Source organism: Marinomonas sp. GJ51-14 (assembly GCF_055808695.1).
Map to the genome: position 1 here is coordinate 968855 of NZ_CM147879.1, position 26669 is coordinate 995523.

23 protein-coding genes are annotated in these 26669 nt (G+C 42.0%); 11 read left to right on the forward strand and 12 right to left on the reverse strand.

Annotation, left to right across the window (positions count from 1 at the left end):
• Positions 1–98: 98 nt before the first annotated feature.
• From AC0L3Y_RS04795 to AC0L3Y_RS04810, 4 genes are all read right to left on the reverse strand, one after another.
• Entirely contained in the window at positions 99–710 is a 612-nt protein-coding gene (locus AC0L3Y_RS04795) for a MarC family protein (RefSeq protein ID WP_473469428.1), read from the reverse strand.
• Between the two features lie 35 nt (positions 711–745).
• Positions 746–1381: a LysE family translocator gene (locus AC0L3Y_RS04800; protein WP_473469430.1), complete on the reverse strand. Its 636-nt coding sequence runs from the start codon at positions 1379–1381 to the stop codon at positions 746–748.
• 71 nt (positions 1382–1452) lie between these two features.
• Positions 1453–2031 (reverse strand): DUF1007 family protein, encoded by a 579-nt coding sequence (locus AC0L3Y_RS04805; RefSeq protein ID WP_473469432.1) that lies wholly within the window; start codon positions 2029–2031, stop codon positions 1453–1455.
• Positions 2032–2049: 18 nt separating this feature from the next.
• Complete coding sequence (locus AC0L3Y_RS04810) at positions 2050–3006, reverse strand: homoserine kinase (RefSeq protein WP_473469434.1); 957 nt, start codon at positions 3004–3006, stop codon at positions 2050–2052.
• 228 nt (positions 3007–3234) lie between these two features.
• Here AC0L3Y_RS04810 and polA point away from each other — a divergent pair, with 228 nt between their 5' ends.
• A complete protein-coding gene (polA, locus tag AC0L3Y_RS04815) occupies positions 3235–5970 on the forward strand; it encodes a DNA polymerase I (RefSeq protein ID WP_473470588.1) in 2736 nt (911 codons plus the stop codon).
• 354 nt (positions 5971–6324) lie between these two features.
• Here polA and AC0L3Y_RS04820 read toward each other — a convergent pair whose 3' ends face one another.
• Both AC0L3Y_RS04820 and AC0L3Y_RS04825 read right to left on the reverse strand, forming a co-directional pair.
• The gene (locus AC0L3Y_RS04820) at positions 6325–7770 is read right to left on the reverse strand and encodes a hypothetical protein (RefSeq protein WP_473469436.1); all 1446 of its coding nucleotides are present in this window, start codon (positions 7768–7770) and stop codon (positions 6325–6327) included.
• The gene (locus AC0L3Y_RS04825) at positions 7760–8845 is read right to left on the reverse strand and encodes a nucleoid-associated protein (protein WP_473469438.1); all 1086 of its coding nucleotides are present in this window, start codon (positions 8843–8845) and stop codon (positions 7760–7762) included. The genes AC0L3Y_RS04820 and AC0L3Y_RS04825 overlap by 11 nt, the downstream gene beginning before the upstream one ends.
• 131 nt (positions 8846–8976) lie before the next feature.
• Here AC0L3Y_RS04825 and AC0L3Y_RS04830 point away from each other — a divergent pair, with 131 nt between their 5' ends.
• Both AC0L3Y_RS04830 and AC0L3Y_RS04835 read left to right on the forward strand, forming a co-directional pair.
• The gene (locus AC0L3Y_RS04830) at positions 8977–9873 is read left to right on the forward strand and encodes a hypothetical protein (protein WP_473469440.1); all 897 of its coding nucleotides are present in this window, start codon (positions 8977–8979) and stop codon (positions 9871–9873) included.
• Positions 9854–10795 (forward strand): hypothetical protein, encoded by a 942-nt coding sequence (locus tag AC0L3Y_RS04835; protein ID WP_473469442.1) that lies wholly within the window; start codon positions 9854–9856, stop codon positions 10793–10795. The genes AC0L3Y_RS04830 and AC0L3Y_RS04835 overlap by 20 nt, the downstream gene beginning before the upstream one ends.
• Before the next feature lie 87 nt (positions 10796–10882).
• On the opposite strand, the gene AC0L3Y_RS04840 is transcribed toward AC0L3Y_RS04835, so the two are convergent.
• A complete protein-coding gene (locus AC0L3Y_RS04840; RefSeq protein WP_473469444.1) occupies positions 10883–11821 on the reverse strand; it encodes an NYN domain-containing protein in 939 nt (312 codons plus the stop codon).
• 451 nt (positions 11822–12272) lie between these two features.
• Here AC0L3Y_RS04840 and mtgA point away from each other — a divergent pair, with 451 nt between their 5' ends.
• The 3 genes from mtgA to AC0L3Y_RS04855 all read left to right on the forward strand — a co-directional run bounded on the left by mtgA (position 12273) and on the right by AC0L3Y_RS04855 (position 16844).
• The gene (gene mtgA, locus AC0L3Y_RS04845; protein WP_473469446.1) at positions 12273–12950 is read left to right on the forward strand and encodes a monofunctional biosynthetic peptidoglycan transglycosylase; all 678 of its coding nucleotides are present in this window, start codon (positions 12273–12275) and stop codon (positions 12948–12950) included.
• 76 nt (positions 12951–13026) lie between these two features.
• Positions 13027–14955, forward strand: coding sequence for a B12-binding domain-containing radical SAM protein (locus AC0L3Y_RS04850; protein ID WP_473469448.1), 1929 nt, complete (start codon positions 13027–13029; stop codon positions 14953–14955).
• Positions 14956–15200: 245 nt separating this feature from the next.
• The gene (locus tag AC0L3Y_RS04855; protein WP_473469450.1) at positions 15201–16844 is read left to right on the forward strand and encodes a methyl-accepting chemotaxis protein; all 1644 of its coding nucleotides are present in this window, start codon (positions 15201–15203) and stop codon (positions 16842–16844) included.
• A gap of 141 nt (positions 16845–16985) precedes the next feature.
• Here AC0L3Y_RS04855 and AC0L3Y_RS04860 read toward each other — a convergent pair whose 3' ends face one another.
• Positions 16986–18272 carry a dicarboxylate/amino acid:cation symporter gene (locus AC0L3Y_RS04860; protein WP_473469453.1) on the reverse strand — a complete coding sequence of 429 codons (1287 nt, stop codon included), beginning with the start codon at positions 18270–18272 and terminating at the stop codon, positions 16986–16988.
• 300 nt (positions 18273–18572) lie between these two features.
• Between AC0L3Y_RS04860 and AC0L3Y_RS04865 the strand changes: the two genes are divergently transcribed.
• Positions 18573–18845, forward strand: coding sequence for a hypothetical protein (locus tag AC0L3Y_RS04865; RefSeq protein WP_473469455.1), 273 nt, complete (start codon positions 18573–18575; stop codon positions 18843–18845).
• A 3-nt stretch (positions 18846–18848) separates the two neighbouring features.
• Here the strand turns inward: AC0L3Y_RS04865 and AC0L3Y_RS04870 are convergent, their stop codons facing one another.
• Positions 18849–19748 carry a LysR family transcriptional regulator gene (locus tag AC0L3Y_RS04870; RefSeq protein ID WP_473469457.1) on the reverse strand — a complete coding sequence of 300 codons (900 nt, stop codon included), beginning with the start codon at positions 19746–19748 and terminating at the stop codon, positions 18849–18851.
• Between the two features lie 97 nt (positions 19749–19845).
• Here AC0L3Y_RS04870 and AC0L3Y_RS04875 point away from each other — a divergent pair, with 97 nt between their 5' ends.
• A complete protein-coding gene (locus tag AC0L3Y_RS04875) occupies positions 19846–20841 on the forward strand; it encodes an SDR family NAD(P)-dependent oxidoreductase (RefSeq protein ID WP_473469459.1) in 996 nt (331 codons plus the stop codon).
• Positions 20842–20945: 104 nt separating this feature from the next.
• Positions 20946–21353 carry a GFA family protein gene (locus tag AC0L3Y_RS04880; protein ID WP_473469461.1) on the forward strand — a complete coding sequence of 136 codons (408 nt, stop codon included), beginning with the start codon at positions 20946–20948 and terminating at the stop codon, positions 21351–21353.
• 99 nt (positions 21354–21452) lie between these two features.
• Here the strand turns inward: AC0L3Y_RS04880 and AC0L3Y_RS04885 are convergent, their stop codons facing one another.
• Entirely contained in the window at positions 21453–22610 is a 1158-nt protein-coding gene (locus tag AC0L3Y_RS04885; RefSeq protein ID WP_473469463.1) for a methionine aminotransferase, read from the reverse strand.
• 208 nt (positions 22611–22818) lie between these two features.
• Positions 22819–23880 (reverse strand): alkene reductase, encoded by a 1062-nt coding sequence (locus AC0L3Y_RS04890; RefSeq protein WP_473470589.1) that lies wholly within the window; start codon positions 23878–23880, stop codon positions 22819–22821.
• A gap of 306 nt (positions 23881–24186) precedes the next feature.
• Here AC0L3Y_RS04890 and sdhC point away from each other — a divergent pair, with 306 nt between their 5' ends.
• Together sdhC and sdhD are read left to right on the forward strand one after the other, a co-directional pair.
• The gene (sdhC, locus tag AC0L3Y_RS04895; RefSeq protein ID WP_473469465.1) at positions 24187–24567 is read left to right on the forward strand and encodes a succinate dehydrogenase, cytochrome b556 subunit; all 381 of its coding nucleotides are present in this window, start codon (positions 24187–24189) and stop codon (positions 24565–24567) included.
• Entirely contained in the window at positions 24558–24902 is a 345-nt protein-coding gene (gene sdhD / locus AC0L3Y_RS04900; protein ID WP_473469467.1) for a succinate dehydrogenase, hydrophobic membrane anchor protein, read from the forward strand. Before sdhC ends, sdhD begins: the two co-directional genes overlap by 10 nt.
• Before the next feature lie 63 nt (positions 24903–24965).
• On the opposite strand, the gene AC0L3Y_RS04905 is transcribed toward sdhD, so the two are convergent.
• On the reverse strand, positions 24966–26660 hold the full coding sequence (locus tag AC0L3Y_RS04905) for a GGDEF domain-containing protein (protein ID WP_473469469.1): 1695 nt from the start codon (positions 26658–26660) through the stop codon (positions 24966–24968).
• Positions 26661–26669: the final 9 nt, after the last annotated feature.

Genomic DNA, 26669 nt, shown 5'->3' on the forward strand with positions numbered 1-26669 from the left:
ACTTAATAATAAATTGAATTTTGTTATGATATAACAACTCAATCCTAAGGAGAAGCCAAAGCCAAGAAACGCCGTATTTAATCGAGTGAGATTTTACACTAAGCAGCGATTGGGTTTAAAAAGCCCATTACACCACTCATGAAAATTTGTGCAGCCATAGCCGCCAAAATCAGACCGGTAATTTTAGACAATACATTCAACCCAGTACGACCCAACATTTTTTCGATCAAAGAGCCGGAATACAGAATTAATGCCAAGGTTCCAAGCGCCAATAGCAAGCCCATCAAACCTAGAATCAAATCCCAACCTTGTAACTCGGCACCGTAAACCAGAATCGTACCAATTGTCGCAGGACCAATAATTGTTGGCACTGCTAGAGGAACAACAGACACATCGTCTCGTTCTTCACTCGGCATTCCAACAGCATGATTGCGCGTACCATCTCGAACCAAACTTAACGCCGATAAAAACAGCAAAACGCCCGAGCCGATTTTGAAAGAATCTAATGTTATACCTAGTACAGCAAACAAGCTGCCACCAAAAAATAACAAAACAATCGCAATCACAGTAGAAGCGATAATGGCTTTATTCGCTACCTGCTTTCTTGATGCTGAAGACTCTCCGCGCGTTAGCGCAAGAAACATCGACAGCACAAAAAACGGCGCGAATAAAAAGAAAAACTTAATCCAAGTCGAGATCAATAAACTCATTTAGGCAATTACCTGAAAAGCACTTAGCAACACGATCAGCGCTGACTTAATGCGAGTTTTACACCAAAGCCCACCAGCAATAAGCCAGTTAAGCCGTCTAAGACCTGCGCCACTTTTGGTCGCGCCAGCCACACTCGCGCTTTATGAACCATAAGCGCAAGAAACGTTTGCCACACCATAGCTATAATAAAGTGAAGGGAAGCCATAAAAAGAGATTGACCCAAAGCAGAATAACTAGGATCAATAAATTGCGGTAAAAAGGCCATGTAGAAAATAATCGGTTTTGGATTCAGTACATTAGACAAAATACCCTGACGAAAACCACCCCAAGCAGTTAATGGTTTAGACATTTTTTTATCACTGAAGGTCATCCCCACCGGCTTCATCGCACTTCGCAAAGCTTGCACACCTAGATACACAAGGTACGCTGCACCGGCAAATTTAAACGCGGTAAACAAACCCGCAGAACCTAATAAGATCACCGATAAACCTAAAGCAGACAAGGTCGCATGAGCAAACAATCCCATGCAAATACCTAAGCTAGTTAAAAAACCCAAACGCCATCCACCTGTCGCAGCATTTCGCATAACTAGAATGGTATCTACGCCCGGACTCATGGTAAGAACGGAAATCGCCAACAAAAAGGGTAACCATTGAAAATGCTCTATCATCTGAGACTTCCTTTACCTTACAACTGAATAAAAGGGCTTAAAAAAATACTAAAAAAACGTTTTAAAAAACCTTAAGACTTACAGGTCAAATCCACCCAAGACGCTACGGACATTTCTTCTCCTTCACGTTTAATGGGTGTACATACCTCAGACAAAGCCCCCGACAAACGTACCAAGCCTTCTTCTAATGGCTCCATGGCGAAGTACAATTCGTCATCGCCAAATGCCAAGCTCAGCGTCGAAGTTTCAAGATTAACTGGCTCAGGTAAAGCAATAGCAAAGCGAACCCATAACATTTGATCGCGAATACGCACATCAAGAATGCGCACGCCTGTTGGCACTATTTCTGAACCATCTTGCTTCATCTTAATGAAGTAACCATAATTCTCGAAGCTTTTTAGAACCTCGATCATCTCTACTTTTTCTTGGCCAGTAAACTCACCGTCAGAATCTACATCATACTCGGCGATCAAGCTGATCGAGGTAAAAAGATCAAGGCTCCATGTCCCTTCTAATTCATCGATTTTTGGTTGATTTACTGTTACCCGATACTGAGAATCCACCCAAACATGAGGATGAGCCATCACCTTATTAACTAGAAAAAAGTTGGCACTAATAAACAAACATAAACTCAACCAAAAACGAATCATTTTATCCCACCCGACCTTTTACCCGACTAAACTGGGCGCATAACGAATGCTAGCTTCTAAAATACGCTGAAATTCAAGCGGATCATGTTGTTGTGCTAAACGTACTGGATCATTTTTTGCACCATGCCAAGCTTCTAAACGAGACAACCAGAAACGTAACGCAGCAATCCTTAACATATAAGGCCAAGCGATTACTTCTTCGTCAGTCGCTTCCCGTTCGTGCAAATAAGCTTTTAATAACGCGCGATATTTCAGCATATCCAATTCGCCCGTCTCTGTATCCGTACACCAATCATTCACAACAATCGCCAAATCATACATGACCCAAGAATGACAGGCGTTATAAAAATCAATAATCGCTGACAATTTCCCGTCTTCAAACAAGGTATTGTTGTAGAACAAATCACCATGAATTGTCGTTTTCGGCAAATTAGCATGTTTTACAATAAAAGCATCAAACTCCGCAATTTGCGAAGTTAGCAATTGTGCTTGTTCAGGTTCTAATTCAGATTCAATCGCTTTACTGGTTTTATGCCACCAAGCAACACCACGGTGACTATCACGATGCTCTGGGAAGTCTTCCCCAGCAATGTGTAATTTCGCCAATGCTTCGCCCATTAAACGACAAGAGGTAACATCTGTATTTTTCAGCTCACTACCTGGAAAACAATCTACAATGATAGCAGGGCGACCATTTACTTCGCGTAATCGTTCACCATGGATATCAATCAAGGCCGCTGGCACATTAAAACCTTTGTGTTTCAAATGTGCGACAACGTCCAAAAAGTAAGGTACTTCCTCTAAATCAAATTCTTCAAACAGAGTTACAACGTATTTTCCTGTCGTTGTATTCAGAAAATAATTGGTGTTTTCTACACCACCAGAGATGCCTTGGAACGAAACCAACTCACCTAAGTAATAATCTGCCACTAAGGCTCGCATGTCGGATTCAGAAAGGGATGTGTAAACAGCCAAGTTGTGTTACCTATAATTATGATCAAGAGACTCTATTTACAGTCAAAAGAGGACGTGAATAAGAAAACCTCTATGCTCCACAATAAGCGACAAAAGGTCAATTCGTATTAGTTGCCTTTTAGACTGTAAAAATACTCGCAAGCGCTTAGAATAGACAATAATTATCGCCAATCCATATAAAGAGGTTTCATTTTGGCTACGGATTCATCAACACAAAACAACACACCTATGATCTTGGTAGACGGCTCGTCTTACTTGTACCGAGCTTTCCACGCTATTCCACCGATGCATACCAGTGATGGACACCCGACTAACGCCACGCGCGGTGTGATCAGTATGATCCGCAGCCTAATTAAAACCTACCCTGATTCACCCATGGTGATCATTTTTGATGCCAAGGGTAAAACCTTCCGTGACGAAATCTACAGCGAATACAAAGCACAACGTCCGCCAATGCCTGACGACTTGCGCCCACAAATCGAACCGATTCATCGCATGGTGGAAGCCATGGGCTTGCCGCTGGTCATTATTGATGGTGTAGAAGCGGACGACGTGATCGGCACCATCGCCAAACAAGTGGGCGAATCTGGACGCGAAGTCATTGTTTCCACAGGCGATAAAGACATGGCGCAATTGGTCACAGAGAAAGTCACCCTTGTGAATACCATGAACAACACAGTGATGGACATTCAAGGCGTAAAAGACAAATTCGGTATTCCGCCAGAATTGATTATCGACTACCTCGCGCTCATGGGTGACAAAGTGGACAACATTCCGGGCGTTCCGGGCGTTGGCGAAAAAACCGCTTTAGCCTTGTTACAAGGTTTGGGCAGCATCAAAGAAATCTACACCCGCTTAGATGAAATTGCCGATTTGGGCTTCCGTGGTTCCAAAACCATGAAGCAAAAAATGGAAGACAACAAAGACATGGCCGAGCTGTCCTATTTATTAGCGACAATCAAATGTGATGTAGAGTTGCCTTTTAATTCACTTGAATTGAAAAATGGCGAAGCAAACAAAGATGTCTTGCGTGAATGGTTCACCAAATTAGAATTCAAAACTTGGCTATCCGATCTCGATAAAGCACCAAGCGTAGAAACCGCCAGTGATACGGTAAACAATGATGGTCAAGTGGATGCACCAGTGGCTTCGAATATCGAAGTGAACTACGAAACCGTCTTGGACAAAGATGCGTTCAATACTTGGTTAGACAAAATCCAAAGCGCTGAATTAACTGCATTCGACACAGAAACCACCAGCCTAAATTACATGGCGGCAGAACTGGTTGGCGTGTCTTTCTCGGTGGAAGCGGGCGTTGCGGCTTATGTGCCTTTTGCCCACGACTATGAAGGCGCACCAGAGCAGCTTGACCGTGATTGGGTGTTAGAACAGCTCAAACCTTGGTTGGAAGACGACAGCAAAGCGAAAGTCGGCCAACACCTTAAATACGACGCTAACGTACTGAATAACTACGACATCACACTTCGTGGCGTCCAATACGACACCATGCTGGAGTCTTACGTGTACAACTCCGTGAGCTCTCATCATGACATGGACACGCTGGCTAAGAAATTCCTCGGTCACACCTGTGTCAGCTTTGAAGAGCTAGCAGGCAAAGGCAAGAAGCAGAAAACTTTCAATGAAATCGACCTTGAACAAGCGGCCTTTTACGCCGCCGAAGACGCGGACATTACCTTGCGCCTTCACCAAGCTATCTGGCCGCTAGTCGAAAAAACACCAGAATTGGTGAGCATTTTTAAAGACATTGAATGCCCTCTTATTCCTGTTTTGGCGAACATGGAGCAAACTGGCGCCTTGATTGACCCAGAACTTTTGCACGCACAAAGCAGTGAAATTGCCGCGAAATTGCAAGAACTAGAGATAAAAGCTCACGAAGTGGCCGGTGAAAGCTTCAACTTGAGCTCGCCAAAACAACTGCAAGTCATCTTGTTTGAAAAACTCGAACTGCCTGTTATCAAGAAAACGCCAAAAGGCCAGCCATCAACCGCCGAGCCTATTTTACAAGAACTGGCGCAAGATTATGAGTTGCCACGTTTGATCATGGAACACCGTAGTTTGTCTAAGTTGAAATCCACTTACACAGATAAGCTACCAGAAATGATCCAGAAAACAGGTCGTATTCATACCTCTTATCATCAGGCAATTACTGCCACAGGCCGCTTGTCATCCACTGATCCAAACTTGCAGAACATCCCGATTCGTACCGCCGAAGGTCGTCGTATTCGTCAAGCCTTTATCGCACCAACTGGCTACAAAATGCTCGCGGCCGATTACTCCCAAGTGGAACTTCGTATCATGGCGCACTTGTCCCAAGACAAAGGCTTGCTCGATGCCTTCACCAAAGACGCTGACGTGCATAAAGCCACCGCCGCCGAAGTATTTGAAGTGGCCTTAGACGAAGTGACAACCGAACAACGCCGCCGCGCCAAAGCCATCAACTTCGGTTTGATCTACGGTATGTCTGCTTTTGGCCTCGCGAAACAGCTTGATATCAGCCGACCAGAAGCCGCGAAATACATTAAACGCTACTTCGAACGTTATCCAGGCGTACAGCAATACATGGAAAACACCCGCGAAGGCGCGAAAGAAAAAGGCTACGTGGAAACCATTTATGGTCGTCGCTTGTACTTGCCAGACATCAAAGCCAGCAACGCCATGATGCGACAAGCCGCCGAACGCACCGCGATCAACGCGCCAATGCAAGGCTCCGCCGCCGACATCATCAAACGCGCCATGATCAAGATGCACGACTGGCTACAAAGCACAGACCTAGACGTGAAAATGATCATGCAAGTACACGATGAACTTATCTTCGAAATCGCCGAAAAAGACCTAGACGCCGCACAAACCAAAATCGTCGACATCATGCAAAACAGCAGCAAAATCGACGTACCTTTATTGGTAGAAGCAGGCGTTGGAGACAACTGGGACGAGGCGCATTAAAGCCCGTATCGTAGTCCTAAAACGAAAAAAGCCATGCTAAGCATGGCCTTCTATGATCGCGATATTGAAGTCAAAGAAGACGTGACAATCAACAAGCTTGAATAGCTCGCCGAAACCGATCTAGAGGCCGCGCAAGAGAAAATCGCCGAGGCTATGCAAACCAGTAGAGAGGTCGACGTGCCTTCACTTGTGGAAGCTGGGGTTGGGAACAACTGGGACAAGGCGCATTAAGTACCTTGATTAAAAAGAGATAGCACCATCACCTCATACATTGAAAAAGACCTACCCGCTGAAAAGAAGCGACCGATCGCGGCCAGTCACGCAGCATAGAAAAAGCCTTCAGTTGAGAGCTTTTTACGTTATGGGACCTAGGGCAATAATGAGAATACTCTGCAAGTTAGAAACGACGTAAATTAAACCAAGGTAAAATAGGGCAATGACGAGCATAGCAAAGCGAAATGTCTTTCGGCGCTTTTCTATAGGTTCTAAAAAGTTTTCCTGTTGGTCATCTGTTCGAGTGTAATTTTGCAGTACTTTCAACCAATGCTGATTTTCTAGCTGGGTTAGGTAGTCGTCCCTCATATGTACCAAAATTTGTAAGAAAATCGATACAAATAAATAAATACTCATTACATTAAGTATGAGTGACATTGTATTGTTAGTAAGAAGGGGTTCTATCTCAATGCGTTGAGCCTTGGTCATGAATGAAAAGCTCAGAAATACCAAGATGCCCAGTGTGTCCCTCGCAAGACTGCCTACAAGTGAGCGGGTTTTTGTCGCATACAAATCCGCTTGCGTTCGCATGTCTTTGATTAGATCTCGAACTTCTTTGTGGTAGTCATCTTTTCGATCAAGGATGACAAATGCATAAGAGTCTTTGGCCTGTTCTAACGCTCGCTCTAAGTACTTCTCCAGAGATGCTAGATAGCTGTCTGAGTCGTTCATATCAAGAGAAAGACGATCCATTATCAACTGTAAACGCGTCTCAGAACGCTCTTCGTAGACCCAAATGACAGCTTTATTCAATTCGTCTAAAAGTTCGTTTGAGATCTTTTCCGTACCGTTAGACAAGTCTGCTATTTGCTTTTTGCTGCCTTTCACAGTGACTTTTTCTATACCATCGACCGTTTTCAGCTCTTGCACGAGACACGCTGCAAGGAGCTTAGCAATACTTCGTTTTAAATTAGGAATATCATCGAGCTTTGGACCAGTGCTATTTAAAGAAATAGAGCGAGGGCACACACGCACCGATTCGGTGGTGTTTACATGAACGAGGTTATGAACATCGTCAGAGCTAGGAAGTGTAGTCTCAAGGTCGGGAAAACTAGAATTTATCCCCGTTGCATAGAAGTTTTCGCCACCTAATGGCTGCTTCAGCCCATTTACCAAAAAAAGTCGCGTCTCATTATCATAACAATGGCTGTCTTTATGAAACGGATCGAGGTGCTCTAGAAATGAGAAAAAAGTCTCCTGGCTGAAAAAGAGGCGAGTATCGTCTACCACATCAGACAATTTCTTGGCAATATCATCTTTACTTAATGTAATCATCCAAGGACCGGTGCCTTCATAAATCTCAGCATCATCTAAATCCTCCATGTCGAACGAGTGTTGACTATCTGTATCATACATCGCGTCTATTTTAGGCGTGTCTATCCCATCCCGATCCAGTGCCTGCAAGAATGAAATTAGCGCTTCATCTTCAGCGTTTACCTGACCAAAAAATAGGCTTGCATCCTCTGAAATCTCGGAGAATTTACTGGCAATAGCGTTATATAGATCGAAGAAATCTTTACTTAACATTGGCCTTTAGTTTTTTAGTCGTGATGGTCATAACCGTCTGATTCTCTTGGTAGTCGATCTCAATTCGAGACTTACTTTGATCGCCAGTATAGCTGATCTCTACCCCCTCATCTGTAACGTATTTTACCGCTTTATCACCTGATCGTATTGCCTCAGGAACGATGCTAAAGCTTTGACCATAGACCCCTTCCTTTTTGAGTTTTTCTTCGAGAGTGTTCCTCAAAGCTTTTTCTTTAGCGGGGCTGCTGTCTTTGACAACGTATTTTATAAAGTCATCTGTTTTAAATGTACTATTGCTATTGAGATATTCGAACGATCTGCCACAGACTGTGTTGTAGTTTTCTCCATCAGAAAAAGAGTCTGCTATCTCCGCAGCTTTAGCCCACTTTCTTACTGTTCTATTTGCTTTATCTGTAAGAATCTCCCCTTTGTCTTTTGGCGTAACTTCCATGAACTCTCGAAAGTAGTCCGTTATTCCTGGGCCGTCTTTTGTATCAACTGCTAAGACATCCCATGTAAACTCATCCGTGAGGTCTATGATGGCACTCTTACTGATGGCCTTCTTATCTTGAACAAGTGATGTATGGGACGCGTCGACAGTAGCGACCATTTCACCTGTTTTTGGATCAGGTTTGTAACTGTAAGGAAAGCTTGGTTGCTTATTAATTTTTAGTAAAAACAAGGCATGTTCCGGTTGGCCCGGGGCAAAGTCGTACTCCACCAAAGAAAACACAAATACACCATCCGACATCTGTGTCCTGTGATGCCCGGTAAATTCGCGGGCAGCATCTTTGGAGATTTGTAGGAATTTAGACGGATTTTGAATGAGATCTAAGCCTTTATCTTTCAGATTACCACCATAGGTTGTGAACAGAAACTGAGTGCCTTCAGCTGTGTGTTTGAAGTGATCTGTAAAGAACTTTTCTTGAGCTGAAGCAAGAGTCACTTTGTCTATCTCAACGACGGAAACAGACTTGTTTTCAGGCTTTTTGTCTACTTCGATGATGTGAAAAATGAAGCTTTTAATCTTGATGCTGTCGCGTTGCTCTGAAGTAAAAGATGAGTCTATTGACATGATCTATCCTTGGTTTAAATTATCCATTTGATCGATATTAGGTCAAACGGATCACAATTACCACACCATCCCTTGACAGTAATCCACCAAAACGCTGATATTCTATTGACATCAACCAACAAGGAAGTGGCATGGCACACAACAAAACTCTCACTCAACTGAAGTGGTTCAAATGGGCTCTATGGGGACCGATTACTACAGCAGTATTTTTTACCGTGATCATTGCTGTCTGGGACAACAGCCAACAGGCTTTGGATTGGGGGCTGTCTTCTACGCATATTAATAATGCTATTGGCCGCTTAAGATTTCCTTTGGCGATTGCATCGCTGGCTTTTCCTCTGGTGGCGTTAGTCGCCTCCTACCATCGTTCAGTTCAAACAGCTGCTCAAATAAATCGTTCGGATCAGCAAATAAAAAACTCTCAAAAACAAATCGCAATAACTTCAGAGAAAAACACGTTTGATCAATATTTTAATCACACAGAGCAATTCCAGATGATGATAAAAGGTTTTACCGATCATGATGGCATTCAGCGGATTGAAGTCTTTGATCAAATGGAGATTTACAGAGAGATATTTTATGGGAATTCGCCGTTGGATTTTTCACCAAGAGCAAGGCCGTTGAAAAAATATGCAGGCTTTGGTTGGGATTCACCCAATATCGGCTTACTCGAGTTGGTTATAGTTAATTTTAATAATCTTAGGGAGTATCCGACTAGGAAAGAGTTTGGTGAAGAAGAGGCCAAGAATTATTGTGCTGCATTACGCTCCATTGCCCGTCATTTAAATATCGTTGCTATTAACTATGAAGGGAAGCGCCTTATTATGGCCCAAGAGGAAGGTAAGAATAGGTTTAAAATTGCTGAATCGATGGCAGTGGATAGAATCATGGCGGACTATATTGCTCGTCTTATCGACTTTTCAATGGATGCATCATCTGGTCGAGATAAGCTGGATATGAATATGCTCCCTGGCAAAGCGTTCGACGCATTCAAGAGCAAAGAGGACTATGAAAATACTACCTTTTAAGTGGCTGTTTACAAAGCTTTGTGGCTTTTGGCGGTGGCTCTGCAAAGGGCCCCAGTACCCCCACCCACCTTTGTTCCAGCTGAGGCCTTTCTGGGCGACGGTATTACTCCCGATATTTGTTGCTGTTTTCGTCTGGCTCTGCATTTTTAAAGGCCTTGGATATCCTGATTGGATGACTACTAAGGAAGGCTTCGATAATGCCTATGAGTATTTCAAAATCCCGCTTTGGATTGCGGCGCTGTCTCTGCCGTTTGCGGGTTTCTATGCCTCCCATCACAGGTCAGTTCAAACTGCGGCTCAAATTGAGCGTACAGATAAACAAATAGAAACGACGGAGCGAAAAAATGCATTTGAAAACTGCGTCAAGCATCGAGAGCTGTTCAATGAATTTATAAATCGCTTATCTGGACGCTATAAGTTTGAGTTCGAAGATGTTGATTTACTTTATGATGTCATATTTACTGAAAATGATTATCGGTCATTCGACTTCTATGCCGATGAAATGAGTAGTCCACGAAACAGTGACTCTAAAAATTATTTTCACAAAATGATTGATGCGTTTGAAAACTTTAGAACTGCTGAAAAGAGTTATGCTGAAGGTGTGTACTCGTATAAAGAAGCGTTAGATGAGTTTTCAGAGTTGCCGCGTCTTTTACTATACGTTCAGAATTATAAGGGTGATTCTATAGAAGAGACCTATCAGGAGGATGGTCGTTTCTTTGATAAGGGAGATGTTGTCTATTCTCAAGAAATTAGCTGCTTTATACACGATGTTAATCAGATATTTAAAGAATTTTGCCTTTCGCCAGAATTAGCAAAGAAATATCAAGACTCTAAGTTTTTATCTGTCGAAAGCCGCACTTTTCATGATGAGTTAGTAAAGGATTCTAGCAACTATAAGGTGCGCTTTAAGAGGTTTTGACGGCGTTAGAGTTAAAGCCCCCTATTCGAGACCTTAAGATTTAAATAACAATTGGGGTCAAAAGAAAATTAATCACACCGGAATGCATCAACTTCGCTTTTTATAGTCTGCAGAAGCTTTCGCATGTTGATGGATAATGTCTAATGCGGTTTCATTATCCATGTGTTCGGCTGGGGTATCGTCAATGTTTGCTAACCCTTCAGCGTGATGTAATGGTCGTTCTAGCCATTTCCACGATTTTGGAACACTGCCTTCAACGCCTTTCTGACTTAGGATACTCAGGATTTTTTGGACTTTTTTTGGATACTTAAACCAGCTGATAGGTTTTAAGGCTGTTTTCCTCAAGCCCAAAACGCGACATGGCATTTGCGCTGTTTGAAGCTCTTCCTCATGTATGTGTTCGATCGTCCAGTCTGCACAGTCTTTTAAGCTTTTATTACCCTTCCTTTCAGAGTCGTCTTTTCTTGTAGGAATAATCAAACCTATTTTTACTGGCGAGCGTAAACTCAATCCGTTGTGATATTGGATTTTCTGTAGTGCTGGAATGATGTCTGTGTCGTTGCTAACAAAGACAATGTGTTCAAGTGCTAGGTCTGTTACGGCATCGTAAACAGCTTCTAAAGCCACATTGACATCGCTTTGTTTCTCTTCCATTTTCCAGATTTTTACTCGCTCAGAGGATCTGGGCTCTTTTTCTTTGCCTCTCTCATCTCGCTCTACTCTTGGAAATTTGGTTTTATCAATGGAATAGTTACCCTTTATGGTTTGTAACCTATGTTGGCAATGGTTGTTCAAAGCAAGATGATAAGAGCGTTGGTCGTTTAACGAGTTGCTGTCTGACGCCGCACGTTCAGAAATTTCAGCGGTAAAAAACTTAACCGCCAGTTCATCAAGAACGGATTCTGGAGCGTCAGAACGTACTAACAAAGTTTGTATTAGTGAGACTGGATCTAGCCATTTATAGGGCGTGCTTTTTAAGCAGCTAAAATATAAGTTGTAACCATCAATATACACTCTCGTTTTCATACTTTTTGTCCAATTACTTGGATGTCATGATGACTGGTGAGTCTAATACCAAAGGTACAAAATAAGAGTGGTAAGGACTTTCCGTATCCATTGTTTATTAATGCCTTTCATGGCTGTAGAAGTGAAAAAACCGACACGAGGTCGGCTTAATCGTCCAACTCCAGGGGTCTGTATGTCGCCACGCGTGGAAGAAGGATAAGTTGTGTCTGTAAAATAACTAATAATGGTTTAGATTGCAATATCTACTCCTTTCCGTTTGTTAAAAACAATTTAACCCCTCAACTAAATAACACTTTTATGCGCATTAAAAAGTAAAAATCTACACTTTTATGCGCTTAAAAATGTAAGCTGGTTTAATTTTCAGTATGTTCTTCCTATACCCTAACTTTCATAAACAGCACAACGTCCAGCTTGCTATACTTAGCAGCAGTTATTCAATAAGAGACTCTACATGGCAAAACGTAAACGAGGTATTTTCGGTTGGGTATGGTTTGTCCTGTGGCGTTTTTTACTGCTGTTAGCGCTGGTTTTGCTCTTGTTCCGTTTTATGCCGTTGCCAACAACGGCGTTTATGTTGCAAAGTCCTTATCCTGTTTCACAGGATTGGATCAGTATAGATGAGCTTCCAGCTCACATGCCGTTGGCTGTGGTGGCGTCTGAAGATCAGCGTTTTCCATCACACTCAGGTCTTGATTTCATTTCGATTCGTAAAGCCCTTGATAAATATGGTGATGGCGAAGGTCTTCGCGGTGCGAGTACCATTACCCAACAAACGGCTAAAAATATTTTTCTGTGGCCGGGGCGAAGTTTTGCACGTAAAGGTATGGAAGCCGTTTTAGCTCTCGGCCTCGAAGTCATTTGGGGTAAAAAGCGCATATTGGAAGTTTATTTGAACGTAGCAGAGTTTGGCAAAGGCATTTATGGTGTCGAGGCAGCCAGTCAACATTACTTTAAACGCTCAGCAAGTCGCTTAACCAAGAACCAAGCCGCGCGATTAGCGGTCATGTTACCAAGCCCTCGTACGAGACAAGCCAATGCATTGACCTTTTATCTTGGCCAAAGGGTGATTTGGGTTGAGCGGCAAATGCAACAATTGGGCAGCGGCCACCTAAAAGCCATTCTAGAGTAAAAGGTTCTGCCCTCTTTTTGAGGTAAAGTGCTAGAATCCTCGCCATTCTAATTTCTATTTAATACCAAGGTAAGCTATGACCGTTCTTCTAATGACGCCACCAATGACGCAGCTAAACACGCCGTATCCAGCGACCGCGTATTTAACAGGCTTTTTGCGCTCTCGTGGTTATGAAGCGGTGCAGCGTGACCCTGCCATTGAGCTTTTCCTTGAGATGATGACCATGCCGGCGTTGGATATTATCCGTCAGCATGTGGAAGATAATTTCGAGGCGTTTGAAGACGATGAACTGCCAGATGTTGTCTACACTTTTATGGCGGAATTTGACCGCTATCGCCTGTGTGTTGAGCCTGTGATTCGTTTTCTACAGGGTAAAGACCCAAGCCTTGCATTGCGCATTGTGTCTCGTCGTTTTTTGCCTGAAGGCCCAGCGTTTGATGCTATTGCTCAGATGGAAGCTGTGTCTGGCGATATTCTGAAAACGGCATTTGGTAGTTTAGGTCTACAGGACAAAGCCAAGTATTTGGCGACCTTGTTTATCAATGATTTATCAGCGGTAATTACTCAAGGTGTTGACCCTTATTTTGAAGTCAGCCGTTATGGCGAACGTCTGGCAGCGGCAAACCCGAGCTTTGATAATCTTTACGACACCCTCATGGGCGACTCCAGTTTCAGCTCTGAAATTCTAGAACAATTAGTCGAGCTGTATTTAGAAGAAACCCAACCCAGCGTCGTTGCACTAACGGTTCCTTTTCCTGGTAATGTGTTAGGCGCTTTGCGAATTGCTCAAACCTGTAAAGCGATTAACCCTGACCTTCCTATCGTCATGGGCGGTGGTTTTGTAAATACCGAATTGCGTGCTCTAAAAGACCCACGGATTTTTGAATTTGTCGATTTCATTTGTTTGGATGACGGCGAACGTCCTTTTATGACCCTGCTAGAATACTTTGACGGACAGCGGGAAATAGACGATTTAGTGCGAACCTATTTCCTCGCAGAAGATGACAATGGCGAGCAATACGTTCATTACAATGAAAACGCCGAACTTCACGATATTCCACAAACGGATGTGGGCACGCCTATATACGATGGTTTGCCATTGGGCGAATACCTTTCTTTGTGTGAAATGCTCAACCCTATGCACCGAATTTGGAGCGATGGCCGCTGGAACAAGCTAACTATTGCCCACGGTTGTTACTGGCGCAAATGCAGCTTTTGTGATGTAACTCTAGATTACATCGACCGTTACGATGCCGCTGGTGCAGATATTTTGGTGGATCGAATCGAAGAACTTATCGAAGAAACAGGCCAAACCGGTTTCCATTTTGTCGATGAAGCCGCGCCACCAAAAGCCTTGTTTGCATTGGCAACTCGCCTGATCGAACGTGGCGTTGTCATCAGTTGGTGGGGCAATATTCGCTTTGAAAAAACCTTCACTCCAGAACGTTGTCAGTTGTTGGCGGATTCTGGTTGTGTGGCCGTCAGTGGCGGTCTTGAAGTGGCATCAGACAGATTACTGAAACTGATGAAAAAGGGTGTGAGTGTCGAGCAAGTGGCCCGAGTAACTAAGGCATTCAGTGACGCAGATATTCTGGTTCATGCCTATTTGATGTATGGCTTCCCGACACAAACAGAGCAAGAAACCATTGATGCATTAGAAATGGTACGCCAGATGATGGCACAAGGGTGTTTCCAGTCTGCATTTTGGCATCGATTCGCTGCCACGGTTCATAGCCCAATTGGCGTTAACCCTGAAGAGTTCGGTATTACGCTAGCCGAACGTCCTGATATTTTGTTTGCTGAAAATGATGTGGACTTCACTGATCCAACGGGCACAAACCATGAAATGCTGGGCGAAGGCTTACGTAAAGCGCTCTATAACTACATGCATGGTATCGGCTTTGACCAACCAATGAACTTCTGGTTCGAGAAACCTGTGAAACCAACCTTAGTGAAAAAAACGCTGATCTCACGGGCTATAAATGACCTAATTGCGCACAGTTAAAGCTTGTCATCGAAGTAATCCTGACAATATTCCAAAATAGAGCTTCCTAACAACATCTTTCTGACTTAAATTTCACTCAAAAACTATGTATCTTTTTGTAATTCACTGCATGTGGCTTATTATATACAGCTTAAACAGTGGCAGCATGGATGCAAACTCGGCAAGTAAACCCTATTAGGACCATTGGATGACTCATATAGGTAACTATGGCCCATCAACTAATTTACGTTTTCACTGGAGTGAATATGAGACTTAAAAAAATGAGTGTGCGATATCAACTTTTGATATTAATTAGCAGTGCAATCATTGGCTTAATAGCACTAGTTGGGTCGAGTTTGTACCAAACAAACAATGTTTATACCTCCTCTAACTATGTCAACGTTAAGGTCGTTCCCTCCATCGAGGTCATGCTAAGCATCAGCAAAGCCATCAGTGAAGTACGTCGTTTATCCTATGTACATGTATTGGAAAGAGACAAAGACCAAAAGCTCAAAATAGATGAGCAATTACAAGGTCAAGTCGATGAAGTATATAAAGAGTTCGAGAACTATAAGCTTTTAGTGAATAGTGATGAGGATGGCACTTTATTGGAAAATGAAATTAAAGCATTTGAGGTTTATAACCAAAAAAGAGAAAAAGCCATTTCATTATCCCGTAAGAACATTCAAGCCGCAGCTACCAAAGTATTGCTTTATACAACAGAAGAAGCAGAGCAGTTAACTCAAGCACTTGATGAGCACATAGCGTTTAACGAAGAACTAGGTAAAAACGGGGCAGAGAATGCTCTCACCGCCATTTGGCAAGCCGTTGTTATTCAGGTCAGCATTGCCATTGCGGTCATTGTTCTGGTCTTTACTGTCGGAATGATGATTCTGCGAAATATTATGAGCTCTCTCGGAGGAGAACCTCAAGAAGTGGCTGAAATTGCTAATCAAATTGCACAAGGCAACACCAGTATTTCTATTCAGCTTAACGCCGGCGATCAAAACAGTCTAAAAGCCAGTATGAAAAAGATGGCTGATATCATTCAAGATATCGTTCATGACTTGTCTGAAAAAATGTCCGCATTAGCAGAAGGAGATCTACGAGTCAGAATCACAAAAGACTATATTGGGGATTTTTCTACGATCAAAGACAGCACAAATGGGATGATCGACCGACTCAAAAACACTATCGTTGAAACCCAGAATGCCATGGATCAAATGGCAGCGGCCAGCTCTCAGGTCAGCATAACTGCGCAGAATTTATCAACCAGCGCAGTGTCAATGACAGACAACCTTAAAAGCACGACAGCTGAGATCGATAAGATAGCCACCAGCATCAGCCAAAATGCAGAAAGTGCCGCATCTACCAATGACATCGCCCTCAATGCCAGTAATAAAGCCGTACAAGGTGGCGAAGCCGTTGATAAGACAATGACGGTTATGAGAGACATTGCCAATAACATCAGTATTATTGAAGACATTGCAGAACAAACCAATCTTTTAGCTCTGAATGCCGCCATTGAAGCAGCCCGTGCAGGAGAGCATGGCAGAGGATTTGCGGTGGTTGCAGATGAAGTCCGTGCTTTAGCGGCAAAAAGCCAAAAAGCCGCTCAGGAAATCAGCGACATCACTCTGAACAGTGTCAAAATAAGTGAGCATGCTGGAAACTTATTAAAAGAAGTTGTTCCGCAGATCCACCAAACATCTGAATTAATTCAGTCTATTGCCAGCACGAGTATCGAACAAAACACCCGAGTAGAACAAATAAATCTCTCGATGCAGCAGTTAGATGAAATCACTCAACAAAACTCCAGTGGTAGTGAAGAGCTTGCCAGTACGAGTGAAGAAATGACGGTTCAAGCTGAACAGCTTAAACGCATGATGGACTTCTTTAAAATTCACTAGTGAACACTAAGTTCTATAAGCTTTTCATATCATAAAAAAAGAGCCTTTATAAAATGACCTATTAAAGTTGGACACTTTATTAGGGCTCTTTTTATTTTTTCCTGCCTGTTTATCTAAAGCCAAATAAATTTAACAAACCAATTAGACTTTATGTTCTGTATGAAGCTCTAACTGATTCCCCGCTTCTGGATCATTATAAATGCTTTCATCCAATTGCCCTTCGCTCTTCGCAACAACTACTGAAACCATTGCGTCTCCAGATATATTTACAGCAGTCCGTATCATGTCTAACAATCGATCTACACCAAGAATCAAACCAATACCTTCTATCGGCAAGCCAACTTGGGCGAACACCATAGACAGCATAATAAGACCTACACCTGGTACACCAGCCGTGCCAATGGAGGCTAAAACAGACATAAAAACAACAGTTAAGTACCCTATGATACCAAGATCAACACCATAAATATTTGCAATAAAGACTGTCGCCACACCTTGCATGATCGCAGTACCATCCATGTTGATGGTCGCGCCAAATGGTACGGTAAAAGAAGCAACTGAGTTTTTCACACCCATTCTTTCTGTAACGGTACGTAATGTCACTGGAATAGTCGCATTGGAGCTAGACGTACTAAAAGCGAAAACTTGTGTGCTGCGCATTTTCTTTATGAAAGTTATTGAGCTTAAACCAGATAAGGCTTTCAAAATCAGCTGTAATGTCACAAACAAATGCAGTAATAACACACCCACTAACACCAAGACATAACCAAGCAGTTGGGCTAACAAATCCATACCTAGATTAGCAATGGCTCTCGCAATAAGACAAAACACAGCATAAGGCGCAACAGCCATAACCACACCAACCATCTTCATCATGATTTCATTAAGCGCTTCAATAAAGCTGCTCACAGACTCGGCTTTTTTACCCACCAATAAAATGCTGACACCAAAAATAATTGAGAAGAAAATAACTGGCAGCATTTCCCCCTTGGCCATCGCACTAATAGGGTTGGAAGGCACTATATTAATAAGAACTGATGAAAGAGGTGGAGCAACTTTCCCTGAGAAGTTAGAGTCAGTCTCGATATGTAAACCTTCACCAATCCCTAAACCGGAAGCAATAAGCAGCGCAGACGCGATAGCAATCGCTGTTGTCAGTAGATAAAGAAAGAAGGATTTTGAACCAATTCTTCCAAGCAGCTTAATATCACCTATGCCACATACACCACATACCAATGAAAAGAAGACTAATGGAACAACAAGCATTTTAAGCGCATTAACAAACATGGTGCCAATGATATGGAACAGACCATTAGTAAGGTAACCGTTCGCCCATGAACCTGAGGTATTAAGCCCAGTAAAATTAATGATTAACCCAACCACAATACCAAGTGCCATCCCTAGCAACACTTTATAGGTTGTATTCATACTATTCTCTCTAATATTAACCAGTAAAATTGGTTTAAAATGCTGACAAAATGTCAGCCCCAAAAAATAAAGTTCCGCATAATACATGCCATTCACGGGTTACAAAACCCATTTTTAAGCCACTAAAACGAAATTTATTATTTCTGGAGAGTTTTTTTGAAGGAATTTTTTGTTCTATTACGAAAAGCCAACAAGCCTGAAGTGTCCTGAACTTGTATCAAACGTTAGAGTCATGCACACTCTAAAGCCATGTTTTATTAGTCTTTTTACTGAAGTATTAAACCTTGTTAGGTCTGTTTTATGAAATGTCCACATTGTGAATCTAAGCTGTCACTTTCCTTGCTTAGAAAAAGTGTTCGCCGTCCACAGCCTTGCCCATCTTGCGATGAAGGTTTTACCATTACACTCAGTATGAGTCGTATGTTCTTGTTGATTATTCCGGTTGCCATTAGCTTATTAATGATTCGCCCCATTAGCTTATATTGGGGCATTCCACCAAGCTTTTTCTCAGCCTTACTCATTGTTTTGTATGTCTTATCTTGCGCCACCTTGATTAAGCGTCCCATACGCTAGCAATCATTTTAATTCTGATAAGTACGCTAATAGCCCATTTGCTAAACGGTCAAATACTAGATTACAAGTTGGGCTTTTTCTTAAGTCTTCATGCATTGTGATCCAGACATCCATTTCGATAGAAAAATCGTCTGCTAACACCCTAACAAGATTAGTATTTTCCTTAGCAATTAATGTCTGACAGACACCGATTCCGACACCGGCACGAAGTAGGGCGAGTTGCGCCACATTACTGTCCGTTCGAAAACTAAACCATTCCCTTTTCAATTCAATAGGTAAGTTCTTCACCACGTCTCGAATAAAAGTAGTCAGCTTATCAAAGCCAATAAAAGTATGTTGTTCCAATGCAGCGAAGGACTCGGGGCTCCCCTTTCTTTCTATATAACTTTTGTGGGCATAAAGACCGACTTCAATTCGGCCAACACGCCGTGCAATCAGTTGACTTTGCTTAGGTTGAAACAAACGAATCGCAATATCCGCTTCTCGAGTTAATAGGTCGAGAGGCTTATCTGATAATAAAAGCTCAACTTTTAATTTTTCATACTCTTGGTTCAGTGTCGCCAGTATTTCCGGTAATATTTCAGTCGCAACTAGATCACTGGTTGTAATGCATACCCGCCCTTGAAACTCATTGTTTTGCATACTCACAGCTCGAGACATGCTTTCCGCTAAATTTGCCATCTCAGTGGCAGGTTTAAGTAACATTTGAGCGGCATCTGTCGGAGTCAGCCCATCACGATTACGAATAAATAAGGTGATTTTCAGAAGATGTTCTAGCTCAGTAATGTGTCTCCCTATCGTAGGCTGAGTAGACCCAATAGCTCGCGCAGCAGCAGATAAGGACCCTTCCTTCATAACCGAAAGAAACGACCTATATAATTCCCATCCTATATTTTTATCCATACAAATATGTATACCTAATCTATTGTTTTCGACAATTTCTTTTAGTCGACAGAGTATCTAAGCTTGATGAATCAATCTACCAATTTGGAGAAGTAAGATGAATCTAACAAGCACTCATTTAGACACTCCCCCTAAAAAAGCACTTGTTCTTGGAGCAACGGGCGGAATTGGCAGTGAAGTCGCTCGCCAACTAATATCATTAGGGTGGCAAGTCAATGGATTAGCTCGAAAATTAAATAAAGATCAATACATCAAAGAATCAAAGAAAATAACTTGGATTCAAGGCGACGCTTTAAACGAAACAGATATCGAGCGGGCTGCTCAAGGTTGCTCTGTTATTATTCACGCAGTTAATCCACCAGGCTACAAAAACTGGGCAGGGCTTGTATTACCAATGCTGCAAAATACGATTTCAGTTGCCAAGAAGCTAAATGCAGCAATTGTTTTACCTGGAACTATCTATAATTACGGCCCTGACTCGTTCCCTCTTATTTCTGAATCCTCTCCCCAAAAACCACTCACTCGCAAAGGAAAGATTCGTGTAAAAATGGAACAAGATCTAGAACGTTTTGCCCATTCAGGAGGGCAAGTTATTATCGTTCGAGCAGGAGATTTCTTTGGTCCAAGCGCTGTTAACAGCTGGTTTTCTCAAGGACTCATCAAACCAAACAAGCCTATAAACATCATTCATAACCCTGCAAGCTTAAATATTGGTCATCAATGGTCTTACCTTCCAGACGTGGCAAAGACTATGGTCACACTCATTGAAAAGCGAGGCTATTTAGACCCATTTTCAACTTTTCATACAAAGGGTTTCTGGGATGACGATGGTCAACAAATGACAAATGCTATTTGCCGAGTTGTACAGAAAAATACAGGAAAAAAACCAAGGGTACGACCTACCCCTTGGTGGATTATGCGTCTTATTTCTCCTTTCCAAGAAACGCTTCGGGAATTAATGGAAATGCAGTATCTATGGCAAGAACCTGTTCAGATGAACAACGAAAAACTACTGACCTTTATAGCGGATGAGCCCACAACACCTATAGATATTGCAATTGAAAACACCCTAAAAGCATTGAAGTGTATTTAGTTTACAGATAAATATGATGTACATTATAAATAATTTCAGGGTTTCGGCTCTCGAAAAATTTGGTAAGAACTTAAATAGAAAATAACGAATAAGAGAGCAATGCTATGGAAAAAAACCATACTGGATCCTGTCTTTGTGGCAGCGTTAAATTCGAAATGGAAGGCGAATTTAAGAAGTTTTTCTTCTGTCACTGTAGTCGTTGTCGAAAAATGTCTGGCTCCGCTCATTGTGCGAATCTGTTTGCCCCAGGTGCAAAACTTACATGGCTGAGCGGCGAAGACAACATCAGCTTTTACCGATTGGAAGGCACTAGATTCGCTCGCAATTTTTGTTCGACTTGCAGCTCATTGCTTCCTATTCACGTTAAAACAGGAGACATAGTTGTTATGCCAGCAGGTTGTTTGGATACAGACGTCACAATAACGCCACAAGCGCACATTTTTACAGACAGCAAAGGCAATTGGGATGAAGTACTAAACGACATTCCTTGTTTTGAGCAAATGCCTACCTAGACAGTTTGAGCTCAACAGAAGCACCAATAAAAAAGCCAACACTGTAATGTTGGCTTTTTATTAATGCTAAAACTGTGAAGCGCTAAATCGGCAAAGATATTAAGACAAAGACGATAGCTCACACAATTTCTGAGCCGCTTCAATTAGTGTGCTTTCTTCTTTGGCAAAACATAAACGAATCAATCGTTGATTTTTTGGCGCCTCTTGATAAAACACGCTAACGGGAATCGCAGCGATACCGATTTGATCTACCAGTTTTTCACAAAATGCCACGTCATCTAAATCACTGATGTCACTGTAATCCAACAACTGAAAATACGTGCCTTCACATGGCAAAAGCTTAAAGCGACTGTCAGCTAATGCATTTCTGAGTACATCGCGCTTTTTTTGATAGAAGGCAGCCAGTTTGTGACTTTCCTTTGGGCATTCATTGAGATGCTCAGCCAATGCTTGTTGCAGAGGTGTTGCTGTACAAAAGGTGATGAACTGATGCACTTTACGAAGCTCTGCTGTGAGTGCGGCAGGCGCGATCACGTAGCCGACTTTCCAACCTGTGAGGTGAAAGCTCTTACCAAATGATGAGACAACAAAGCTGCGTTCGCGTAATTCTGCATGTTTGTGAATACTTACTGAGTCACTGCTAAAATGAATGAATTCATACACTTCGTCTGATAGTACATAAATGTCGCGGCTTGAAATGGCTTGCCAAAGGCTGTCTAAATCTTCCGCTAACCAACAACTTCCCGTTGGGTTATGGGGTGTATTCATCAGCACCAAACGGGTTCTGTCTGTCAGTAACGCTTCGAAAGCATTCCAATCTGGACGAAAGTCTGGGGCGGTTAATACGACTCGTCGACACACACCACCAGCCAAAGTCACCGCGGGTTCATACAAATCATAAGCAGGATCAAACAAAACCACTTCATCACCTTGGCGAACAAGCGTCGCGATGGTGTCGAAAATCGCTTCAGATGCACCACTGGTGACCGTAACTTCGTCTAAGACATTCACTTTACGACCATAATGGCGATCAATTAAACCAGCGATAGCTTCCCTTAAAATCGGCAGGCCTGTCATTGGAGAGTATTGATTATTACCTGTCAGCAAGGCATTTGATGCTCGCTGTAACAATCGTGAATCAGGCGGGAAATCAGGAAACCCTTGGGATAAATTAATCGCGCCTTTTTCCATTGCTAAAGCCGACATTTTAGTAAAAATAGTGGTGCCGACAGTGGGCAATTTTGAAACAATAGTCACGCTGGATTACCTTAAAATAAAGAAGTCATTGGAGTTATCAATAGGTATGCAAAGGTCGCACCTTATGCCTAAAGCGTCAACACTCTTTCCTCATATCTCGCTGATCCCTATATAACTAACCGAATACATTTAATTCATTCAAGTGTCAGACATAAAAAAGCCAAGGCGTTTGCCTTGGCTTTTACACACTAGAAATAGCAGCGCTATTTTAAGCCTGAGTTAAAAACGGATAGTCAGTGTAACCAACTGCACCTGGTGTATAAAAGGTATCAGGATTCGGTGTATTCAATTCTGCACCTTGTTTAACACGCTCAACAAAATCAGGATTGGCAAGAATGCCAGTACCAAATGCCACACTGTCTGCTTGTTTGTTTGCAATTACTTGGCTTGCTTCTTCTGGGCTGTAACCCATGTTTACCATCAAATGACCTTTGTAAGCTTCACGAGCGACAGGAACAACATCTGCTTGCTGCAAACCAAAGAAATCCGCTCGCATTAAATGCAAGTACGCTAAGTCGAAACGATTAAGTTGTTCCGCCAAAAAGCGTGTCCATGCTAATGGGTCACTGTCTTTCATGCTTTGGAAACTGTTTAACGGTGAAAGGCGAAGGCCAACTCGACCACTGCCCATAACATCTGTAACCGCTTCAATGACTTCGCTTAAAAAACGAGCTCGGTTTTCAAAAGAGCCACCATATTCATCTGTACGCTGATTGGCGCTGTCCCGTAAAAACTGGTCAATTAAGTAACCATTCGCACCATGGATCTCTACTCCATCAAAGCCTGCTTCTTTGGCATTCATTGCCGCTTGACGGAAATCACCTACGATAGCTTTGATTTCAGTGACTGTTAATGTACGAGGCACTGTGTAAGGCTTTTTGCCTTCTGGCGTATGAGTTTCACCTTCGATAGCAATCGCACTGGGTGCAACAGCTTCTTTACCACCATTTAATAATGGATGAGCCGCGCGACCTGCATGCCAGATTTGCATAAAAATGCGACCGCCCGCTTTGTGAACAGCTTCTGTTGTTAGCTTCCAACCTTCAATTTGCTCTTGAGAGTAAATGCCCGGATCATCACCAAAAGCAGACGTGCCTTCTGTCACCATAGTACATTCAGAAATTAAAAGGCCGGTGCTTGCACGTTGAGAATAATATTCTGCCATCAAGGCATTTGGCAGATGACCTGGCGCACGTGTGCGCGTCAGTGGAGCCATGATGAAACGGTTTGGTAATTCTAAATCACCCAATTGAACAGGGTTAAATAACATATTGTCGGTTGCACTCACTGCTAACTCCAAAATAAGGTTCTTAATAATTCGGTATCAATACCAAGGATAGTCACTTGATGAGGCTAGGTTTATACAATTCAATCTTTTGCACTTTCTTTACTGAGTTGAGTTATATTAAGGAAAGCAGGGGACTCGATTATATGAACCCCATTAATATTAAAATCGCCCCATAATTCATTAATTTTATAATGATAGATAACATCATACACCCAATAACTATCTGTATTCTGACATGGCCTATAACCAGTTTTCTTGTATAACTCAATCGCCCCTTAGGAGAAAAGCATGAACAAAGAGCGTCCGATTAATCTTGATATCAAGACCATCAATTTGCCAATAACGGCCGTTGTATCCATCTTGCACAGAATATCTTCTGTTATTTTATGGGCCAGCATGGCTATTTTTCTGCCTGCTGTTTATTTTTCACTTTTGTCAGAAAAAAACTTTGACAGTTTAGTCTCATTATTTTCTCAGAATCCACTAGGGCAGTTTATGGTCTGGGGGTTATTGTCTGCTTTCGGCTATTACATGTGTGCAACAGTGAAACACATCGCCCAAGATTTCGGTCATTTTGAAGAACTAGAATCAGGTAAGAAAATTGCCTTGTCTGTTGCTATTCTTGCGGGTTGTTTCTGTATCGTATCGGGGATTTGGGTATGGGCGTAATGTCATCAAGTAAAATGCGCAGCGGCACACGTGAATGGATCTTCCAGCGTTTATCAAATGTCGCTATCTGCCTTTGGGGTGTTGTTTTTATTGGGCTTATCCTTACTTTAGAGACAACCGCTTTTGCGGATTGGAAAGGGTTATTCTCACCCATGTGGTTTAAGATCTACTCTTCCATTACCTTAATCATAATTTGCCTTAACTCTGTTTTAGCCGGCTGGCAAATCGGTACTGATTATATAAAGCCAAATGGTATCAATTGTATTTATATGGTCGTCATAGTCGGCAGTTTAAGTTACGCCGCATTGGGTTTAGCTATTCTCTGGTCAATATAAACTACCCTCTTAGAATTGCTCTCTCCTAAATAACGAGCGCAGTTCTAAGCGTCCTTGAATAATCTAACCTTGCCCTGAAAACTTCATAGAGTACATAGCCTTGTCGGCTCTATGTAGCATATTTTCAAATGTGTCATTGTCTTTCACAACAGCACAACCGACACTAAATTGAATGAGTACATCGATATCATCAGCCCTAACAACCAAAGCATCTTTGTTACTCAACAAGGTTTTTGCCATTATGTTCGTGTTGTTTGTGCAGTCTTGATTAATTAATATCAAAAATTCATCACCACCCCAACGAGCCACTTCCCCTTTTTCCCCTACAACACTTTTTAAATATATCGCTATTTCTTGTAAGGCAAGGTCACCTGTTGAATGACCGTATTGGTCATTTATCAACTTGAAGTCATTAACATCAACTGCAATAAGAGAGAATAAATGGCGCTCTTTATTCCAAGCATCCATATAGTTTTTCATATGTACTTCAAACCCTCGACGGTTATATAAACTAGTCAAAGGATCCAACTTAGAAATGTGCTCTAGTTTTTCCGTTCTCTCAGCGACTTTTTGCTCTAACTCTTGTTGATATTCCAAAAGTGATAACGACATTTTTTTATACTTAGAAATCAACCGTTTGATTTCTAATCCTGCAAAAAAACTCACTTTAGGGGCATGATATTTACCCTTTTCTAATGCACAAATAGAGCGTTCCAGCTCATTCAGAGGTTTGGTTATAATCAGTGTTATTAACAAATAAATCGTTACAAGAGCACAAATCAAACTAATTAAAAATACCACCAACAAACCCAGAAATTCTGTAAACGGTAAGAAGCTATCAATATCAATAAAGTTCACCTGGAACCAATCAATTTCAGCGATATAGATCACACTAGCCAATTGACTAACACCATCTTTGTTCACTCTAACCATTTCAACATGATCTGGCTGTAATCTTGCTCGCTCAAAGCTTTCGTTCAGCAGCGCCTTAGAATGATCATCATCTAGAAGGTAAAAGATCTGTTTTTTATTTTCTGCTTGTTTAGTGATGGATGCATAATCAATGAGTTCTTCTTGTTGATAGAGCTGAATTGAACCATCCAGGTTTGTAAAAACAATCGCAGAATAAATGTCTTGCTCCTCCACCATTTTTGATAGAAATCCCGAAAGATCCAAACCCGTACCAACTACACCTAAAATGTCGTCGCCGTCTCGAATCAATACATCGCTCCATAGTTTTACAACGCCTAACTCAATATCTGGGTTTACATTTAAATGCAGATCCAACTTCCTATCTATAATTCCATAAAACCACAAATCAGCCGATTTATTCGCCTCTAATGTATAGCGATAAAAATCTTTTTTAGATGTATCTTTATTAGTGCTTTGGTACTCGCTATCGTCACTGTAGTAATAATGCTCATTACCTCTTAAGGCAATGAAATAGGAATTGTCTGAAAACCTTGAACGGAAGGCTTCGGTATCCTTCAATGCTTGTTGCTCGAGAGTCTCGTTATTTGGCTGATGCGCCCATGCTTTAAGAGAGTCTATTTGCGCAAATTCTTTGGATAAATTTACCTCTTGAATCAAAGGTAATAAGGTTCGGACTTTATCGTATCTAACTTGTTTTTCTGCATAACGCTCAACCCAACTGGCAATAATCCCTTCAGCCAGAACTTGCATTGATAGCCAGGAAAAGAAACCAGCCATCAATAAAATAAGTGCCGTAAAAATTAAGAAGCGTGATTTAATCGCCATGTCCGGAAG

Excerpts from the sequence above, each read along its gene's own strand:
- AC0L3Y_RS04870 (WP_473469457.1), bottom strand. The coding sequence starts at position 19,748 with ATGGATAAAAATATAGGATGGGAATTATATAGGTCGTTTCTTTCGGTT.
- AC0L3Y_RS04875 (WP_473469459.1), top strand. The coding sequence starts at position 19,846 with ATGAATCTAACAAGCACTCATTTAGACACTCCCCCTAAAAAAGCACTT.
- sdhC (WP_473469465.1), top strand. The coding sequence starts at position 24,187 with ATGAACAAAGAGCGTCCGATTAATCTTGATATCAAGACCATCAATTTG.
- AC0L3Y_RS04795 (WP_473469428.1), bottom strand. The coding sequence starts at position 710 with ATGAGTTTATTGATCTCGACTTGGATTAAGTTTTTCTTTTTATTCGCG.
- AC0L3Y_RS04825 (WP_473469438.1), bottom strand. The coding sequence starts at position 8,845 with ATGTCAATAGACTCATCTTTTACTTCAGAGCAACGCGACAGCATCAAG.
- AC0L3Y_RS04850 (WP_473469448.1), top strand. The coding sequence starts at position 13,027 with ATGACCGTTCTTCTAATGACGCCACCAATGACGCAGCTAAACACGCCG.
- AC0L3Y_RS04800 (WP_473469430.1), bottom strand. The coding sequence starts at position 1,381 with ATGATAGAGCATTTTCAATGGTTACCCTTTTTGTTGGCGATTTCCGTT.
- AC0L3Y_RS04890 (WP_473470589.1), bottom strand. The coding sequence starts at position 23,880 with ATGTTATTTAACCCTGTTCAATTGGGTGATTTAGAATTACCAAACCGT.
- AC0L3Y_RS04835 (WP_473469442.1), top strand. The coding sequence starts at position 9,854 with ATGAAAATACTACCTTTTAAGTGGCTGTTTACAAAGCTTTGTGGCTTT.
- sdhD (WP_473469467.1), top strand. The coding sequence starts at position 24,558 with ATGGGCGTAATGTCATCAAGTAAAATGCGCAGCGGCACACGTGAATGG.
- AC0L3Y_RS04805 (WP_473469432.1), bottom strand. The coding sequence starts at position 2,031 with ATGATTCGTTTTTGGTTGAGTTTATGTTTGTTTATTAGTGCCAACTTT.
- polA (WP_473470588.1), top strand. The coding sequence starts at position 3,235 with ATGATCTTGGTAGACGGCTCGTCTTACTTGTACCGAGCTTTCCACGCT.
- AC0L3Y_RS04830 (WP_473469440.1), top strand. The coding sequence starts at position 8,977 with ATGGCACACAACAAAACTCTCACTCAACTGAAGTGGTTCAAATGGGCT.
- AC0L3Y_RS04905 (WP_473469469.1), bottom strand. The coding sequence starts at position 26,660 with ATGGCGATTAAATCACGCTTCTTAATTTTTACGGCACTTATTTTATTG.
- AC0L3Y_RS04820 (WP_473469436.1), bottom strand. The coding sequence starts at position 7,770 with ATGTTAAGTAAAGATTTCTTCGATCTATATAACGCTATTGCCAGTAAA.
- AC0L3Y_RS04880 (WP_473469461.1), top strand. The coding sequence starts at position 20,946 with ATGGAAAAAAACCATACTGGATCCTGTCTTTGTGGCAGCGTTAAATTC.
- mtgA (WP_473469446.1), top strand. The coding sequence starts at position 12,273 with ATGGCAAAACGTAAACGAGGTATTTTCGGTTGGGTATGGTTTGTCCTG.
- AC0L3Y_RS04865 (WP_473469455.1), top strand. The coding sequence starts at position 18,573 with ATGAAATGTCCACATTGTGAATCTAAGCTGTCACTTTCCTTGCTTAGA.
- AC0L3Y_RS04860 (WP_473469453.1), bottom strand. The coding sequence starts at position 18,272 with ATGAATACAACCTATAAAGTGTTGCTAGGGATGGCACTTGGTATTGTG.
- AC0L3Y_RS04855 (WP_473469450.1), top strand. The coding sequence starts at position 15,201 with ATGAGACTTAAAAAAATGAGTGTGCGATATCAACTTTTGATATTAATT.
- AC0L3Y_RS04840 (WP_473469444.1), bottom strand. The coding sequence starts at position 11,821 with ATGAAAACGAGAGTGTATATTGATGGTTACAACTTATATTTTAGCTGC.